Genomic DNA, 15,177 nt, shown 5'->3' on the forward strand with positions numbered 1-15,177 from the left:
GAGAATGGACACTCCGCGCGGGTCGCGGATGTTCAACGTCAATGTCGACTTCGACCTCGGCAAGTCGGGCGAGAAGGCCGCGAGATTCCTCGGTACCGGCCGCTACCTGGCAATCCAGACGGGCATCGTGATCGTCTGGATCTTCCTCAACGTCGTGGCGGTCAACCTCAGGTGGGACCCGTACCCCTTCATCCTGCTCAATCTCGCGTTCTCGACCCAGGCCGCGTACGCGGCTCCGTTGATTCTGCTCGCCCAGAATCGGCAGGACGACCGCGACCGCGTCTCCCTCGAAGAGGACCGTTCGCGCGCACAACAGACCAAGGCCGACACCGAGTTCCTCGCCCGCGAACTCGCAGCCCTGCGCATCGCAGTCGGAGAGGTCGCCACCCGCGATTACCTGCGCCGCGAACTGGACGAGGTCAAGGCACTGCTCGAGCAGGCGACGGGACAGCCCGTCGCGACTCCGAAGAAGGCACGCAAGAAGGCGGCCGCGCGGGTGCAAGACGAAGTGGGGATGCCGGACACGTCGGACCCCGATACGCGATAGATCTGCTCTGTAACAGCCCGATAACGGAACAGTCTCGAATCAGGTACCCTCGATCCCGGTCATCAGGTCGGGCCCCGGTTGTCACCCGGGGAAATCAGGAGGTACAGCACGCGTGGGTCGTCACAGAAAAGCATCGACTTCCAAGGTCCGACGGAACTCGGTGATTGCTCTGGCAGGTCTCGTCCCCGCAGGACTCGTCACCGCCGCCACCAGCGCCGGAGCCACGGAATACATCCCGTTCGTCAGCGCGAAGACGTCCCCTGCCGCTCAGGAATCGAACTCCGTCGTCGAGACACCGCAGCCGATCGCCCAGGATCAGCAGGCGCAGCCGGTGGCCCAGGCCGAGCTTCCGGTGCCCGCTGAGGTCCCCGCACCCGCTCCGGTACCCGAGATCCCGCCCACACCCGAGCTGCCCACCAACCTCGCCGTCAGCCCCATCGCGATTCCGGTCGTCAACGTCTCGGCATACAAGAACGCCGAGCGCATCCTGGCTCAGCAGCAGCCCGGCTGCGGTATCAGCTGGACCGTCATCGCGGGCATCGGCCGCGTCGAGTCCACCCACGCCAACAACGGCAAGGTCGACGACTCGGGCGAGCTGCACGAGCCCATCCTCGGGCCGCGCCTGAACGGCACCCTCGCCGGCAATCAAGTGATTCGTGACACCGACGGCGGCGCGCTCGACGGCGACACCGAATACGACCGCGCGGTCGGACCGATGCAGTTCCTGCCCTCGACGTGGAACCTCTATCACGCCGACGGCAACGGAGACGGCGTCTCCGACCCCCAGAACCTGTTCGACGCAGCCCTGGCCACCGGCATGTACCTGTGCGACGACGCCACGAACATGCGTGACCTGGGATCGACCACCAAGGCGATCCTGCGGTACAACAACTCGATGGCCTACGTAGCGAACGTGCTCGCGTGGTCGGCCGGATACGCCACCGGCATCGTCCCGAGCTCGGACCAGTTGCCGCGCATTCACTAGATCGCGCTGCCCGCTGTCCATCGAGAGTTGGCCCACCGCCTAGCATGAGGCAATGGCTGTACTGACCGAATCCGACGTTCGGACCGCGCTCGCGAAGGTGATCGACCCCGAGATCCGCAAACCCATCACCGATCTGGGGATGGTCAAGAGCATCGACATCTCCGACGACGGAGCAGTCGGCGTCGGCATCTACCTCACCACCTCCGGTTGCCCGATGAAGACCGAGATCAGCGACCGCGTCAAGAACGCAGTCGCCGACGTCGAAGGCGTCGGCACCGTCTCGGTCGAACTCGACGTGATGAACGACGAGCAGCGCACCGAACTCCGCAAGTCATTGCGAGGCGATTCCGCAGAGCCGATCATTCCCTTCGCGCAACCCGGATCCCTGACGCGCGTGTACGCGGTGGCGTCGGGCAAGGGCGGCGTCGGTAAATCCAGCGTGACGGTCAATCTCGCCGCGTCGCTCACCGCTCGCGGACTCTCGGTCGGTGTGCTCGACGCCGACATCTACGGTCACTCCGTGCCGCGGATGCTCGGGAACGACGCCCGGCCGACTCAGGTCGAGAAGATGATCATGCCGCCGCAGGCACACGGGGTGAAGTTCATCTCGATTGCCCAGTTCACGCAGGGCAACACCCCCGTCGTGTGGCGCGGACCGATGCTGCACCGTGCGTTGCAGCAGTTCCTCGCCGACGTCTTCTGGGGCGACCTGGACGTGCTGCTGCTCGACCTTCCGCCCGGCACCGGAGACGTGGCGATCTCCGTCGCTCAGCTCATTCCGAGTGCCGAGATCCTCGTGGTCACCACCCCGCAGCAGGCCGCGGCCGAGGTGGCCGAGCGCGCGGGCGCGATCGCACTGCAGACTCGGCAGCGTGTTGCCGGCGTCGTGGAGAACATGTCGTGGCTCGAGCTGCCCGACGGTACCCGCATGGACATCTTCGGATCCGGTGGCGGACAGGACGTATCGGACCGGCTGACCAAGGCCGTGGGTGCGAGCGTTCCTCTGCTGGGTCAGATCCCCCTCGACACCGCCGTCCGCGAGGGCGGGGACGCCGGAACTCCGATCGTGCTGAGCAACCCGGAATCGCCCGCAGCCCAGGCACTGGAGGCCGTGGCTGCGAAACTCGCCGTGCGCGAGCGCGGTCTGGTCGGAATGTCACTCGGCATCGACTCGGCCCGCAAGCTCTAGACAGGCTGCGGCACCCGCTTCCCCCGCCCCGTCAATGGACCATTGCAACGCTCAGACGCATGTAGTGGTTCATTGACGCAGCAACCTGGTCTGCGTCGATGAACCATTGCACCGCTCACACGTGTGCAGTGGTCCATTGACGAGAACAAGCGGCGGAGTGCGGCAGGACGAAATCTGGTTACGTGGCGTCCGCGTCGATCGGCGGGGTGTCGCCTGCGGACAGCTTCGGCTCGTTCTTGCTCATCGACACGGTGCCACCGGACGTGCTGCCGGAGGAGACGCCGTTCCGAGGCGTCGGGCCGCCTGAGCTCTTCGGCTTGGCATCGAAGGGCTTGCCCTTGAAGGTGTCGTCGAGTGGGTTCTTGAAGACCGAGTCGTCTCCGTCGAGCAGGTGTTTGGTGATCACTGCCCGAGGGGTCATGCCCCGAAGTTGGTTGAGATCCGCGAGCGGTTTGCGGAGGTCCTCGAAGTCGGTGCCGAGCTCGTCCTTGAGCTGCTGGCTCGCGCCGTTGGCGTAGTCCTTGACCTGGCGGATCGACTTGGACACCCAGCTGATGGCGCCGGGGAGGCGATCGGGGCCGAGGATGACGAGAGCTGCTACGAGGAGAATGACGAGCTCTCCCCAACCGATGTTGCCGAACACGCCTGCCAGCCTACGTCGTCAATCCGAAACCGGCGTGACGGAGAGGTCCACCAGCCGTCCCGACCGAACGAGTTGCACCGGAACCTGCTCCCCGATCGTGGTGGCCTGCACGGCGACGACCAGTTCGTCGGCGTCGCCCACTGCTCGGTCGCCGACCCTGGTGATGACATCTCCCTCGACGATTCCGGCCTGCTGGGCAGGACCGCCCGAGCGGACGTTCGCTACTTCCGCGCCGGCCGAGGTGTCGTTGATGACCGAGCGGGCATTGATTCCGATGTCGGGGTGCCGCATGACGCCGTCCCGGATCAGTGACTGCGTCACCTCGAACACCTCGTCGACCGGAATGGCGAAGCCGAGGCCGACCGATCCGCCGCTCTCGCTCCGGATGGCCGAGTTGATGCCGATCACGCGGCCCTCGAAGTCGATGAGCGGACCGCCGGAGTTGCCGGGGTTGATGGCGGCGTCGGTCTGCACGGCATCGATGACGGCGTCGGTGTCGGTGCCTTCACCCGACAGGGCGACGGGCCGATCGAGCGCGCTCACGATGCCGGAGGTGACGGTCTTGTTCAGTCCCAGCGGTGAGCCGACGGCGATCACGTCCTGCCCGACGCGAACGTCGGCGGAACGACCGAGCTCGGCGACGGTGAGGTTGCCGACATCGGTCTTGAGGACGGCGAGGTCGGTCTTGGTGTCGCGGCCGACGATGTCGGCGGGCACCTTGGTGCCGTCGGAGAACGTCACTTCGAGTGTCGAATTATCCGGGTCGGATGCGGCCAGTGAGATCACGTGATTGTTCGTCACGATGTAGCCGGCACCGTCGATGACGACGCCCGAGCCGGTGCCACCGGTTTCGCCGAGCGTCACCTGGATCGAGACGACGGACGGCAGAACCGCGTCGGCGACGTTGGTGATCTGCCCGCGCGGGATGTCGTCGCCGCTGGACTGGGTCAGGGTCACTTTCTGGCTCGTCAACGCGCCGGTCACCTCGGCGGTGAGGCGACCGAACAACCCGCCGACCAATCCGATGACGAGTGCGAGGACTCCGAGTAGGACGAGAGCTCGGACGGATACCGACCGCCCGAACAGCACGTCGCGCACACCGAGTTTGGTGCCTGGCGGCAGTACGGGAGGGGGCGGAGCGTCGAGTGCCGCGCTGCCGAGGGATACCCGAGAGGTTGGGTCGCGCCACGGATCGACCGGAGCCGACGGGGCGGTGTCGCTCTCGTCCTGGGCGTTCGGGTCGCGCTGCAGCGATTCCTGGGCATCGTCCGGGCGTCCGAACGCCTCGGCGAGGATGGGATCGGGTGGACGCACCGATACGCGCGAGGGAAGTTCCTCGCCGGGCCTACGAGGCGAGAACGAACCGTCCACATCGTCGGGACGTCCGAACACCGAAGCCGACACCGGATCGACGGAAGGTCGATACACCGGACGAGGTGGCAACCGCGGACCTTCCGGCCCCGCCGAGCCGATGCCGTCGGGCTCGATCTCCGATGGGTCGGCCCCTGCGGTCTCGGTGCTGGTCGAATTCGATGTCACGCGTCCGGTTACCCCTCGCATACGTCGGTGTGAGAGTTCAGTATCACTCGAGCGGTCGGCGCGGCTCGATGCAGGTGAGAAGTCGTCGAGCAGTTCTCGATGCGATCAACGTCGGCGACGACGGACATCGGCGACGGCGGACATGAAGGTTCGTTTGGTGTGGGACGGCCGATCCTCGCCCGCGCAGGACGGTATCTGGCTGAGCAGGCCGAGCAGAGAGTGTGGCATCGACATCTCCCCTGCTCCCCGCAGTGCCTTGCGTGCCTGCTGCTGGGCCTCGACCTCGGCGGCGCACTCGGGGCATTCGGACAGATGGTCGGCAGCACGCAGGTATGCGGGCATTCGCAATTCGCCATCGACGTACGCCGCGACGGCTTCACTGGCCAGATGTTCGGTGGAGCTGAATTGCTTCGGCTTGCGCGCCTGCGTCATCCAACCCTCCTCGTAGCTAGTGGACACTTGCGTGACCGGAGTCGACCTTCCCGTGCACTCGAAGGTACTCGCGTAGCGCCTGGCGTCCACGGTGAATGCGACTGCGAACCGTTCCGAGCTTGACGCCCAGTGTCGCACCGATCTCCTCGTAGGACAGTCCTTCGATGTCGCACAGCACGATTGCGGCGCGGAATTCCGGTGCCAGCGAATCGAGCGCGGACTGCAGATCGGGGTCGAGGCGCGCGTCGTGATAGATCTGCTCGGGGTTGGGTCGATCGGAGGGGACGCGGTCGTAGTCCTCGGGGAGCGCTTCCATACGGATGCGGCTGCGTCGACGAACCATGTCCAGGAACAGGTTGGTGGTGATGCGGTGCAGCCACCCCTCGAAGGTGCCCGGCTGGTAGTTCGACAGGGAGCGGAACACACGAATGAAGGTGTCCTGTGTCAGGTCCTCGGCGTCCTGGGCGTTGCCGGACAGGCGGTAGGCCAGTCGGTAGACGCGGTCGCCGTGTTCGCGAACCAGTTCGTCCCAGGACGGCATGGTGGAGTCCTCGCCGGTCGCATCGAACACTGCGGTGCCGCTGAGATCGTCGGGTGCGGGTACGGACTCGGGTAGACGCGCGGTGTCGCGATCGCCGTTGATCTTGTAAATAGTTGGATCCTCCTGCTCAGGACTGCGTACGTCCTTCTCATTCAACCGACGACTACCCTCGGATGTTCCAGCTCACACTTCGCAATCGAGATGGACCTTCGATTCCTTCACAGCCTGACGGACCCGCGTGTGGGTCCGGTATGAATCAGCTGAGGCGCACCTGAGAATGTGTGCGTGAGAATGTGCCCTGGGCACGATAGCCTCGGGGCGTGCCGACCAACGCCGAGAAGATGCTCGCCTACGCCGAAGACTCCGCTCAGGAGGACGAGGTTCTGATCGCAGCCAGAGAGCGTGCCGTCGACCTGGGTGCCGCCCCGGTACCGCCGTCGGTCGGAGCGATTCTGTCCATCTTCACTCAGATGCTCGGCGCGAAGACGGTCGTCGAAATCGGTACCGGCGCAGGGATCAGCGGTCTGTGGCTGCTCGACGGGATGCGCGCGGACGGTGTCCTCACCACCATCGACACCGAACCTGAGCACCAGCGTGCGGCCCGAGAAGCGTTCCGCGCCGGGGGAATTGCGCCTTCGCGTACCCGGCTGATAAACGGCTGGGCACTGGACGTGCTCCCCCGGTTGGCCGACGACACCTACGACTTGGTGTTCATCGACGCCAGTCCGGCCGACCACCCGCACTTCGTCGCCGAGAGCGTTCGACTCCTGCGCCCCGGCGGAGTTCTGGTGCTGCACAACGCGCTACTGGGTGGGCGAGTGGCCGACCCGACTCAGCGCGACGCAACCGCAGTTGCCGTTCGATCCGCCGCCCGGGCCATCGCCGAGGACGAGCGTCTGACGACGGTGCTGCTGCCACTCGGTGACGGGTTGATCTGCGCGTCGAGGGCGTAGGTGCCTACGGCAGTGGTGCGGTTAGGAGCCATAGAGGGCACCCAACCGCACCACTGCGCGCAGCGCACTAGATCCAGACGCCCTTGCCGACCGAGACGACTCCCCCGGCACTGACGTTGAAGCGCTCGCGATCGCGTTCGTGGTCGACGCCGATGATCTCTCCGTCACCTACGACGACGTTCTTGTCCAGGATCGCGTGCCGCACGACGGCACCCTTACCGATCTTGACGCCGGGCATCAGGACACTGCCTTCGACCGTCGCGCCACTGTCGATCATGACGTTGGAGCTGAGCACCGAGTTGCGGACTGTGGCCGCGGACAGGATGCAGCCGGCACCGACGACCGACTCCTGCGCCAAGCCGCCCTGGACGAACTTGGCGGGCGGCAGGTTCTCGGCCGATCCGCGGATGGGCCAGCGGCGGTTGTAGAGGTTGAAGATGGGGTGCACCGACACGAGGTCCATGTGGGCGTCGTAGAAGGCGTCGATGGTGCCCACGTCTCGCCAGTACCCGCGGTCGCGTTCGGTGGCACCGGGAACGACGTTGTCGTTGAAGTCGTAGACCGAGGCGACGCCCGCTTCGACGAGTGCCGGAATGATGTCGCCGCCCATGTCGTGGTCGGAGTCGACGTTCTCGGAGTCGGCCTTGATGGCGTCGACGAGCACCTTGGTGGTGAAGACGTAGTTGCCCATGGAGGCGTAGGTGACGTCTGGGTCGTCGGGCGTGCCGGGCGGTTGAGCCGGCTTCTCGAGAAACTGGGTGATCTTGCCGTCGGAGTCGGAGTCGATGCAGCCGAACGCGAATGCCTCGCTGCGTGGAACCCGGATTCCGGCGACGGTGACGCCTGCACCGGAGTCGATGTGCTGCTGCACCATCTGCTCCGGATCCATGCGATAGATGTGGTCGGCACCGAAAACCATGATGTATTCGGGGTCCTCGTCGTACACCAGGTTCAGCGACTGGAAGATCGCGTCGGCACTGCCGGTGTACCACCGGGGCCCGAGTCGCTGCTGCGCGGGAACCGGAGTGATGTACTCCCCGGCGAACCCGGACAGTCGCCACGTCTGCGAGATGTGGCGGTCCAGTGAATGGGACTTGTACTGGGTGAGCACGCAGAGCCGGAGGTAACCGGCGTTGACGAGATTGCTCAGTACGAAGTCGATGAGTCGGTAGGCGCCCCCGAAGGGAACGGCTGGCTTGGCTCGGTCCGCGGTCATCGGGTAAAGGCGCTTACCCTCACCGCCGGCCAGCACAATCCCTAGTACGTGCGGTTGTGTCCTCACCCACTCAACCTATCCGCACCGAGAGAACCTTGCTAGCAGTACACGCACAACTGCTGGGGAATGTAGGTTCGTTCACGTGCGCGTAGCAATGATGACCAAGGAATATCCCCCGGAGATCTACGGTGGCGCAGGAGTTCATGTCACGGAGTTGACGGCGCAGCTGAAATCGCTGTGCGACGTGGACATCCACTGTATGGGCGCGCCGCGCGACACCGCGCAGGTGCACGACCCCGATCCCGCACTCGCCGGGGCGAACGCCGCGTTGACGACGCTGTCGGCGGAGCTGCGGATGGCGAACGCCGCTGCGGGGGCGGACGTGGTGCACTCGCACACCTGGTACACCGGCTTCGCGGGCCACCTCGCCGCCGAGTTGTACGACGTTCCGCACATCCTCACCGCACACTCACTCGAACCACGTCGGCCGTGGAAGGCCGAGCAACTCGGCGGCGGCTACCGCATCTCGTCGTGGTCGGAGCGCAACGCCGTGGAATACGCCGACGCCGTCATCGCCGTCAGCGAGGGCATGGCCAAAGATGTGCTCGACGCCTATCCGCGTCTCGATCCGAGCCGGGTTCATGTGGTGCGCAACGGAATCGACACGCAGCGGTGGTTCGCCGACCACGGCACCGCAACTCTGGACGAGATCGGCGTCGATCGAAACAAGCCGATCGTCGCGTTCGTCGGGCGCATCACCCGGCAGAAGGGCGTGGGCCACCTGATCGCCGCGGCCCACCACTTCGATCCGTCGATTCAACTCGTCCTGTGTGCAGGCGCACCCGATACCCCGGAGATCGCCGCGGAAACCGAGCGGGCCGTCGCCCAGCTCGCCGAGCAGCGCAGCGGCGTGTTTTGGGTCAAGGACATGCTTCCCACCGAGAAGATCCGCGAAATCCTTTCCGCGGCGGCTGTGTTCGTCTGCCCGTCGGTGTACGAACCGCTCGGCATCGTCAACCTCGAGGCGATGGCCTGCGAAACTGCTGTGGTGGCATCGGATGTCGGCGGCATTCCCGAGGTCGTCGACGAGGGCCGCACCGGACGCCTGGTGCACTACAACTCCTACGAACCCGATGCCTTCGAGCGGAACCTGGCGGACACCGTCAACGAGGTAGCCCTCGATCCCGCGCTCGCGACAGCGATGGGCAAGGCGGGCCGCGAGCGGGCCGTCGCCGAGTTCTCCTGGGCGTCGATCGCGAAGCAGACTCTCGCCGTCTACAACGACGCGCTGGCCCGCCGCGGCTGATCGGGACGACTCAGCGAATCGTCTTGCGGTAGGTCGATACCGTCACCGACGCGGTGACCTCGGTGGTGTTCGGTAACTGCGTCAGCGCCGCAGACCGCGCCTCGGGGTCACCGTGCCGCGCCGACGGGCCCATGCCGATCAGAGCCTCGATATCGTTGTGCGAGAGCATCATCGAGTATTCCAGCGAAGATTCCGTCACAGGCTCGAACAGACCGGACAGCGACTCGCTCAGGCGGCGGGACTTGTCCTCGTCGACGCCGATGAGTCCCAATGGCCCCCGCAGCTCACGTTGATGCCGCGTCGTGGGCGTGACGACCACCAACACGCCGTCGTCGACGAGAACCCGATTCAGTTCACCGGCGTTGCGCGGAGCGAACACGCACGTCACCGCGGACAGAGCGCCCGACCGCACCGGGAGTCCACTCCAGATGTCCGCGACCACGGACCCCAGCCGCGGATGGGACCGTGCGGCGCGCCTGGCCGCGAACTTCGACACGTCGACGCCTATCCCCCGGGCATCGGGGTGGTCGTCGAGAACCGCCGCGAGGTAGTGACCGGTTCCGACCCCGACGTCGAGCACCACCTCGCCGTCCGCCGGGACACCCGCCGAGACCGCAGCGGCGATCGGGTCGAAATGCCCCTCCCCCAGGAACGCGTCGCGCGCAGCGATCATCTCGGCCGAGTCGCCGGTGAACTTGCCGCCGTCACCGGTCAGCAGACTGACGTAGCCCTGCCGAGCGACATCGAAGGAGTGCCCTCGATCGCACCACAGCGTCCGATCGGTGTCGCCTACGCCGAGCCCGGAATCGAGCTCACGTGCACGGCACTGCGGACACAGCAGCACGTCCACGACGTCGGTCAGCATCGGACACCTCCTTCGTCACGACTCTGCCGGATGCCACAGTCGTGAACACAACACAAAGCCCCGCTTGCCGGTACGGCGAGCGGGGCTGAGCGATGATCGATCGACAGAGCGATCAGCCGGTGACACCCTTCAATTCGTCACCGAGTGCCGCGGCCTCGTCGGGGGTCAATTCGACGACCAACCGGCCGCCCCCCTCGAGCGGGACACGCATGACGATTCCTCGTCCCTCTTTGGTTGCTTCGAGGGGACCGTCCCCGGTCCGGGGCTTCATCGCCGCCATCCTCTGCTCCCTCCAGATCTGCGCCCACCAGCTCGGCGCCTAGGCCAAAAAGATAAATTCGTCGCGGGGCGACGGGTGTTGTCTCCTATTCTTCCCTATCGCCGTCGATACCGGGAACCGGAGTCGGTATTGACGACCTGCACCCAGCACCTCGACAGGTGATCGTCGACCATTCCGGTGGCCTGCATCAAGGCGTAGGCAGTTGTCGGACCGACGAACCGCAGGCCCCGCCGCTTGAGCTCCTTGGCCAGAGCAGTGGACTCCGGAGTAGAGGCGGGCACAGCGGAGAACTCGGTCAGGCGCGTCGACCTGCGCTCGGGAGCGAAGGACCAGAGCAGCGTGTCGAGGTCGGTGTCGTCGAAATCGATGATGGCGCGCGCGTTGCTCACCGCTGCGTCGATCTTGAGCCGATTGCGCACGATGGACGCGTCGTTCATCAACCGTTCGACGTCGGCGTCGCCGAACCGGGCCACCAGCTCCGGATCGAAATCGGCGAATGCGGTGCGGAAACTATCGCGCTTGCGCAGGATCGTGATCCACGACAGACCCGACTGGAACGCTTCGAGACACAGGCGCTCGTACAGCTCGTTGCGCCCGTGGAGCGGCTGCCCCCACTCGGTGTCGTGATAGTCCCGGTACAGGTCGTCGTCGGTGGCACCCCAGGGGCAGCGCAGTCGGCCGTCCGGTCCGGCGACAGCGCTCATCGCTCGTCGGGCTCGGCCGGGGCAGGGGCCAATGTCTCCTGCGCCTGCTGCGCTGCGGACAGCCGCGAACGGAGCATGTCGATCTCGCCGCCGAGTCGCTCGAGCGCCCAGTCGACCTCGCTGGGCTTGTAGCCCCGCAGGCTCTGCTGAAACTTCAGCGCGTGCACGTCGGCACCGGTGACGCCTTCCGCCGGCAGAACGGTCGCGGTGGTTCCCTCGGGCAGCGGGCCCAGTTCCTCACCGCGACCGAACACCGCCGACGCCACGAAGAACAATGCAGCGGCGACGACGGCAATGACGACGACGTAGATCAGCAGCGTCAACATGCCACGATCTTGTCACGACCGCCCGACACGCTAATTCAGCGAGTTCATCGCCGGTCGGTCCAGCAACGACACCTCGGTCGAGAACGGCTCGAACGAGTCACCGTCGACCCGGAACTGCATCAGACCGGCACCGGAATCGACCATCCCGCACCGATTGAGCATCGTCCCGACGATCTGTCGGCTCATCGCCCCGAGTTCGACCAGCGGGCGGTTGCGGTGCTTGCGCACGCCCAGGTTCACCTGGCCGATCGCCCGCAGCCCGAGCCTGTCGTACGTATCGAGCAGCAGCCCGATCTCCACTCCGTAGCCGGGTGCGAACGGCACCGCGGACAGCAGCTCGCGTGTACCGGCGTACTCACCGCCGAGGGGCTGAATGACCCCGGTCAGCTCGGGCCGCAGGGCAGCGAGCAGCGGCCTTGCCACGAGCTCGGTGACACGTCCACCACCGTTGGCGTCCTCGGTTCCACTGGTCCGCAACGGTCGGCGGTAGTAGCCCTTGACGAGGTGGATGCCGTCGCCCATCAACAGGGGGCCGAGCAACTTGGGTACGAACGCCGGATCGGGGTTGATCAGGTCGGAGTCGACGAACGCGATGAGATCACCGGTCGACGCGGCGACCGATCGCCACAGCACCTCGCCCTTGCCCGGTACCGGGTCCACCCCGGGTACTGCTTCTTCTCGGCTGATCACACGTGCACCGGCCGCAGTCGCGCGCACAGCCGTCTCGTCGGTGGAACCGGAGTCCAACACGATCAGCTCGTCGACCAGGCCACCGAGCAGCGGGTGGATCGTGTCGATGACGGCGGCGACCGTCTGTTCCTCGTTGAGTGCCGGGAGTACCACCGACACCGTTCGGCCCGCTTTGGCGGCCTCGAGTTCGGCAATGGTCCACTCCGGGGTGTCCCAGCTGTTGGTCTCGGACCACGCCCTGGTGACGTCCGTTCGATCTGCGAGTGTCATGCCAGACCCCTGACCGTCCGCGCCGGGGTTCTCAGACCCTGGATCGCTGCCACCATGTCGACGACTCTTCTGGTCGACGCAACTTCGTGCACCCGGAACATTCGGGCTCCGCCTGCTGCGGCCAATGCTGTCGCTGCCAATGTTCCCTCCAACCGGTCGGCGAGCTCTACACCTAGAGTCTCGCCTACGAAGTCCTTGTTGCTCAGCGCCATGAGCACAGGCCACCCGGTGTTTACAAGATCGTCCACGCGACGCAACAACTCGAGCCCGTGATAGGTGTTTTTCCCGAAATCGTGCGTCGGATCGATGAGAATCGAATCCTTTTTCACCCCCTCCGCGACGGCGTTCTCGGCGGCGGCGGTGACTTCGGCGATCACGTCGGCCACCACATCGGCGTACCGAACCCGATGCGGGCGAGTACGAGGCACCGCCCCGCCGGTGTGCGAGCAGACGATGCCGACTCCTTCGGCGGCAGCGACGCGCACCAGCTCGGGGTCGGCCCCGGCCCACGTGTCGTTGATCAGGTCCGCACCGACGCCACAGGCCAGTCGGGCGACCTCGCTGCGCCAGGTGTCCACACTGATCAGCAGCTCCGGATACGCGTCCCGGATGGCCTCGACGAACGGGACGACACGGCGGATCTCCTCCTCGGCATCGACGATGTCGCCGGGGCCGGCCTTCACACCACCGATGTCGATCATGTCGGCACCCTCTGCGACCGCCCGGTGCACCGACGCCATCGCGGCGTCGTCGCTGAAATTCGCACCCCCGTCGTAGAACGAATCGGGGGTGCGATTGACGATGGCCATGACCAATGCGCGATCGTCGGCGACCGGTTTGCCGCAGAGAGTGCTCATGAAATCAATAGTGGCACGTGCGCATCTTTCGAGTGCTCAGCCCTTGGGGGCCTTGCCTGCTGCGACCTCGGCGACGTAGCCGTCGTACGCCTTCTCGTAGCCACCGGACTTGCCGCGCAACACGTACAGGTCGCTGTCGCTGTCTTCCTCGTAGCCAAGCTTGCGCAGGGCCACCTTCTGGCTCTTGAACGTCGACGTCTGCTCGAGACTGTCGACGACCCGGACGAAGAGCGGCACCGCGTACGTCGGGAGTTTGTCGTAGAGGTGCTCGGCCATCGTCTTGCCGTCGAAGGTCTCGCCCTCGCGCAGCGTCACCGCAGCCATGCCTGCCTTGCCGTCGGTTCCCTCGATGTCGACGCCGTACACGACGGCACCGTCGACCGAGGAATGTCCGCCGAGGGCTCCCTCGACCTGCGTGGTCGCGACGTTCTCGCCTTTCCAGCGGAAGGTGTCACCGAGGCGATCGACGAACGCGACGTGCATGAAGCCCTGCTTGCGGACCAGGTCACCGGTGTCGAACCACGCGTCGCCGTCCTTGAAGCCGTCGCGCACCATCTTCTTCTCGGTGGCCTTGTCGTCGGAGTAGCCGTCGAACGGTGCCCGGTCGGTGATCTTGGACAGCAGCAGTCCGACCTCGCCGTTGCCGACCTTGCGGAGCTTGCCGTCCTGGCCGCGCTTGGCCTTGCCGGATTCTTCGTCGTACTGGACGACGGCATACGGCAGCGGGCAGATGCCTGCGGTCTTCTTCATGTTCAGGGCGTTGATGAACGCGATGTTGCATTCGCTGGCGCCGTAGAACTCGGCGACGCGGGAGATGCCGAATCGCTCGGTGAACTCTTCCCAGATCTCCGGGCGCAGTCCGTTGCCGACGATCAGCTTCACCGAGTTGTCCCGGTCGGAGGGCTTCTCCGGCTGTGTCAGCAGGTAACGGCACAGCTCACCGATGTAGGTGAACGCGGTGGCCTTGTTGACGCGGACGTCGTCCCAGAAGTTGCTCACCGAGAACTGCCTGCCGATGGCCATGGTCGCGCCGCCCGCGAGCACAGAGGACAGCGTCACCGTCAGCGCATTGTTGTGGTAAAGCGGAAGGCAGCAGTAGATGACGTCGTTGCTGCGAAGCCGCACACCCATGTTGCCCAGACCGGACATCGACTTGAGCCAGCGGAAGTGGCTCATCAGGCTGGCCTTCGGCATGCCGGTGGTACCCGAGGTGAAGATGTAGAACGCCTTCTCCTTGGCCTGGATCTCGGCGGTGACCTTCGGGTTGGCCGTCGACGCCGTCGCCGCGAGCTCGGCCAGCTTCTTCAGCGGCAGTACTGCTCCGACCTTGGGTTCTCCGTCGAGCGAATCCAGGGCTTCCTGTGCGTTCTCGTCCAGCACGAGGACCCTCGCCTCGAGAATGCCGAGGCTGTGCTCGAGTACGTCACCGCGCTGGTTGTAGTTCAGCATTCCTGCGGTGGCGCCGAGCTTGACGGCAGCGAGCGCGGCGAACAGCGCCTCCGGCCGGTTCTTGCTGAGGATGCCGACGACGTCGCCGCGCTTCACCCCGTGGTCCGCGAACACCGCGGCGTACTGGTTGACGAGCTCGTTCGCGTCCCGGTAGGTGATCGACTCGCCTTCGAACCGCACGAACGGACGGTCACTGTTCTTCGCGGCGGCGTCCTGGAAGATCTGACCGATCGACGCTTTGTGGTCGGGCTTGCGGGTGAATCCCGCCAGGCCCTTGAGCAGACTAGGCACCTCCGTCACCATTTTCGGCAACGCGACCGCGAGGTCGGTCACTCCAATTTTCTGACGGGCATCGACAGCCATGAACTCCCCTTTGAAGACGATG

Annotated in this window: 17 protein-coding genes; 5 read left to right on the plus strand and 12 right to left on the minus strand. The window is 65.6% G+C overall.

The window, feature by feature from the left end:
- The first annotated feature begins 4 nt into the window (after positions 1-4).
- The 3 genes from AYK61_RS22965 to AYK61_RS22975 all read left to right on the plus strand — a co-directional run bounded on the left by AYK61_RS22965 (position 5) and on the right by AYK61_RS22975 (position 2,721).
- Positions 5-547, plus strand: a complete 543-nt coding sequence (locus tag AYK61_RS22965; protein WP_121873255.1) for a DUF1003 domain-containing protein — start codon at positions 5-7, stop codon at positions 545-547.
- A 112-nt stretch (positions 548-659) separates the two neighbouring features.
- Complete coding sequence (locus AYK61_RS22970) at positions 660-1,532, plus strand: murein transglycosylase (protein WP_183130511.1); 873 nt, start codon at positions 660-662, stop codon at positions 1,530-1,532.
- A gap of 52 nt (positions 1,533-1,584) precedes the next feature.
- A complete protein-coding gene (locus tag AYK61_RS22975) occupies positions 1,585-2,721 on the plus strand; it encodes an Mrp/NBP35 family ATP-binding protein (RefSeq protein ID WP_121873257.1) in 1,137 nt (378 codons plus the stop codon).
- Positions 2,722-2,899: 178 nt separating this feature from the next.
- On the opposite strand, the gene tatB is transcribed toward AYK61_RS22975, so the two are convergent.
- From tatB to sigE, 4 genes are all read right to left on the minus strand, one after another.
- Positions 2,900-3,364, minus strand: coding sequence for a Sec-independent protein translocase protein TatB (tatB, locus tag AYK61_RS22980; protein ID WP_121873258.1), 465 nt, complete (start codon positions 3,362-3,364; stop codon positions 2,900-2,902).
- 18 nt (positions 3,365-3,382) lie between these two features.
- A complete protein-coding gene (locus AYK61_RS22985) occupies positions 3,383-4,924 on the minus strand; it encodes a S1C family serine protease (protein ID WP_259468240.1) in 1,542 nt (513 codons plus the stop codon).
- A gap of 84 nt (positions 4,925-5,008) precedes the next feature.
- Entirely contained in the window at positions 5,009-5,335 is a 327-nt protein-coding gene (locus AYK61_RS22990) for an anti-sigma factor (RefSeq protein ID WP_068053118.1), read from the minus strand.
- A 16-nt stretch (positions 5,336-5,351) separates the two neighbouring features.
- Positions 5,352-5,978: an RNA polymerase sigma factor SigE gene (gene sigE / locus AYK61_RS22995; protein ID WP_052047749.1), complete on the minus strand. Its 627-nt coding sequence runs from the start codon at positions 5,976-5,978 to the stop codon at positions 5,352-5,354.
- Between the two features lie 239 nt (positions 5,979-6,217).
- Here sigE and AYK61_RS23000 point away from each other — a divergent pair, with 239 nt between their 5' ends.
- Positions 6,218-6,829, plus strand: coding sequence for an O-methyltransferase (locus tag AYK61_RS23000; protein ID WP_032365496.1), 612 nt, complete (start codon positions 6,218-6,220; stop codon positions 6,827-6,829).
- Between the two features lie 67 nt (positions 6,830-6,896).
- Here the strand turns inward: AYK61_RS23000 and glgC are convergent, their stop codons facing one another.
- Complete coding sequence (gene glgC / locus AYK61_RS23005) at positions 6,897-8,111, minus strand: glucose-1-phosphate adenylyltransferase (RefSeq protein WP_121873259.1); 1,215 nt, start codon at positions 8,109-8,111, stop codon at positions 6,897-6,899.
- 76 nt (positions 8,112-8,187) lie between these two features.
- On the opposite strand from glgC, the gene glgA reads away from it, so the two are divergent.
- Complete coding sequence (gene glgA / locus AYK61_RS23010; protein ID WP_121873260.1) at positions 8,188-9,351, plus strand: glycogen synthase; 1,164 nt, start codon at positions 8,188-8,190, stop codon at positions 9,349-9,351.
- 10 nt (positions 9,352-9,361) lie between these two features.
- On the opposite strand, the gene AYK61_RS23015 is transcribed toward glgA, so the two are convergent.
- From AYK61_RS23015 to AYK61_RS23045, 7 genes are all read right to left on the minus strand, one after another.
- Positions 9,362-10,216, minus strand: a complete 855-nt coding sequence (locus AYK61_RS23015) for a methyltransferase domain-containing protein (RefSeq protein WP_121873261.1) — start codon at positions 10,214-10,216, stop codon at positions 9,362-9,364.
- Positions 10,217-10,328: 112 nt separating this feature from the next.
- Complete coding sequence (locus AYK61_RS23020; RefSeq protein WP_008714277.1) at positions 10,329-10,496, minus strand: DUF3117 domain-containing protein; 168 nt, start codon at positions 10,494-10,496, stop codon at positions 10,329-10,331.
- Between the two features lie 95 nt (positions 10,497-10,591).
- Positions 10,592-11,200, minus strand: a complete 609-nt coding sequence (locus AYK61_RS23025) for a DNA-3-methyladenine glycosylase I (RefSeq protein ID WP_121873262.1) — start codon at positions 11,198-11,200, stop codon at positions 10,592-10,594.
- Entirely contained in the window at positions 11,197-11,526 is a 330-nt protein-coding gene (locus AYK61_RS23030; protein WP_121873263.1) for a DivIVA domain-containing protein, read from the minus strand. Before AYK61_RS23030 ends, AYK61_RS23025 begins: the two co-directional genes overlap by 4 nt.
- Before the next feature lie 30 nt (positions 11,527-11,556).
- Entirely contained in the window at positions 11,557-12,486 is a 930-nt protein-coding gene (locus AYK61_RS23035) for a glucosyl-3-phosphoglycerate synthase (RefSeq protein ID WP_121873264.1), read from the minus strand.
- The gene (gene folP / locus AYK61_RS23040; RefSeq protein WP_037191539.1) at positions 12,483-13,343 is read right to left on the minus strand and encodes a dihydropteroate synthase; all 861 of its coding nucleotides are present in this window, start codon (positions 13,341-13,343) and stop codon (positions 12,483-12,485) included. Before folP ends, AYK61_RS23035 begins: the two co-directional genes overlap by 4 nt.
- A gap of 36 nt (positions 13,344-13,379) precedes the next feature.
- Positions 13,380-15,155 (minus strand): long-chain-acyl-CoA synthetase, encoded by a 1,776-nt coding sequence (locus AYK61_RS23045; RefSeq protein ID WP_121873265.1) that lies wholly within the window; start codon positions 15,153-15,155, stop codon positions 13,380-13,382.
- Between the last annotated feature and the right edge of the window lie 22 nt (positions 15,156-15,177).

The organism is Rhodococcus sp. SBT000017 (assembly GCF_003688915.1).
Taxonomy (GTDB): Bacteria; Actinomycetota; Actinomycetes; order Mycobacteriales; family Mycobacteriaceae; genus Rhodococcoides.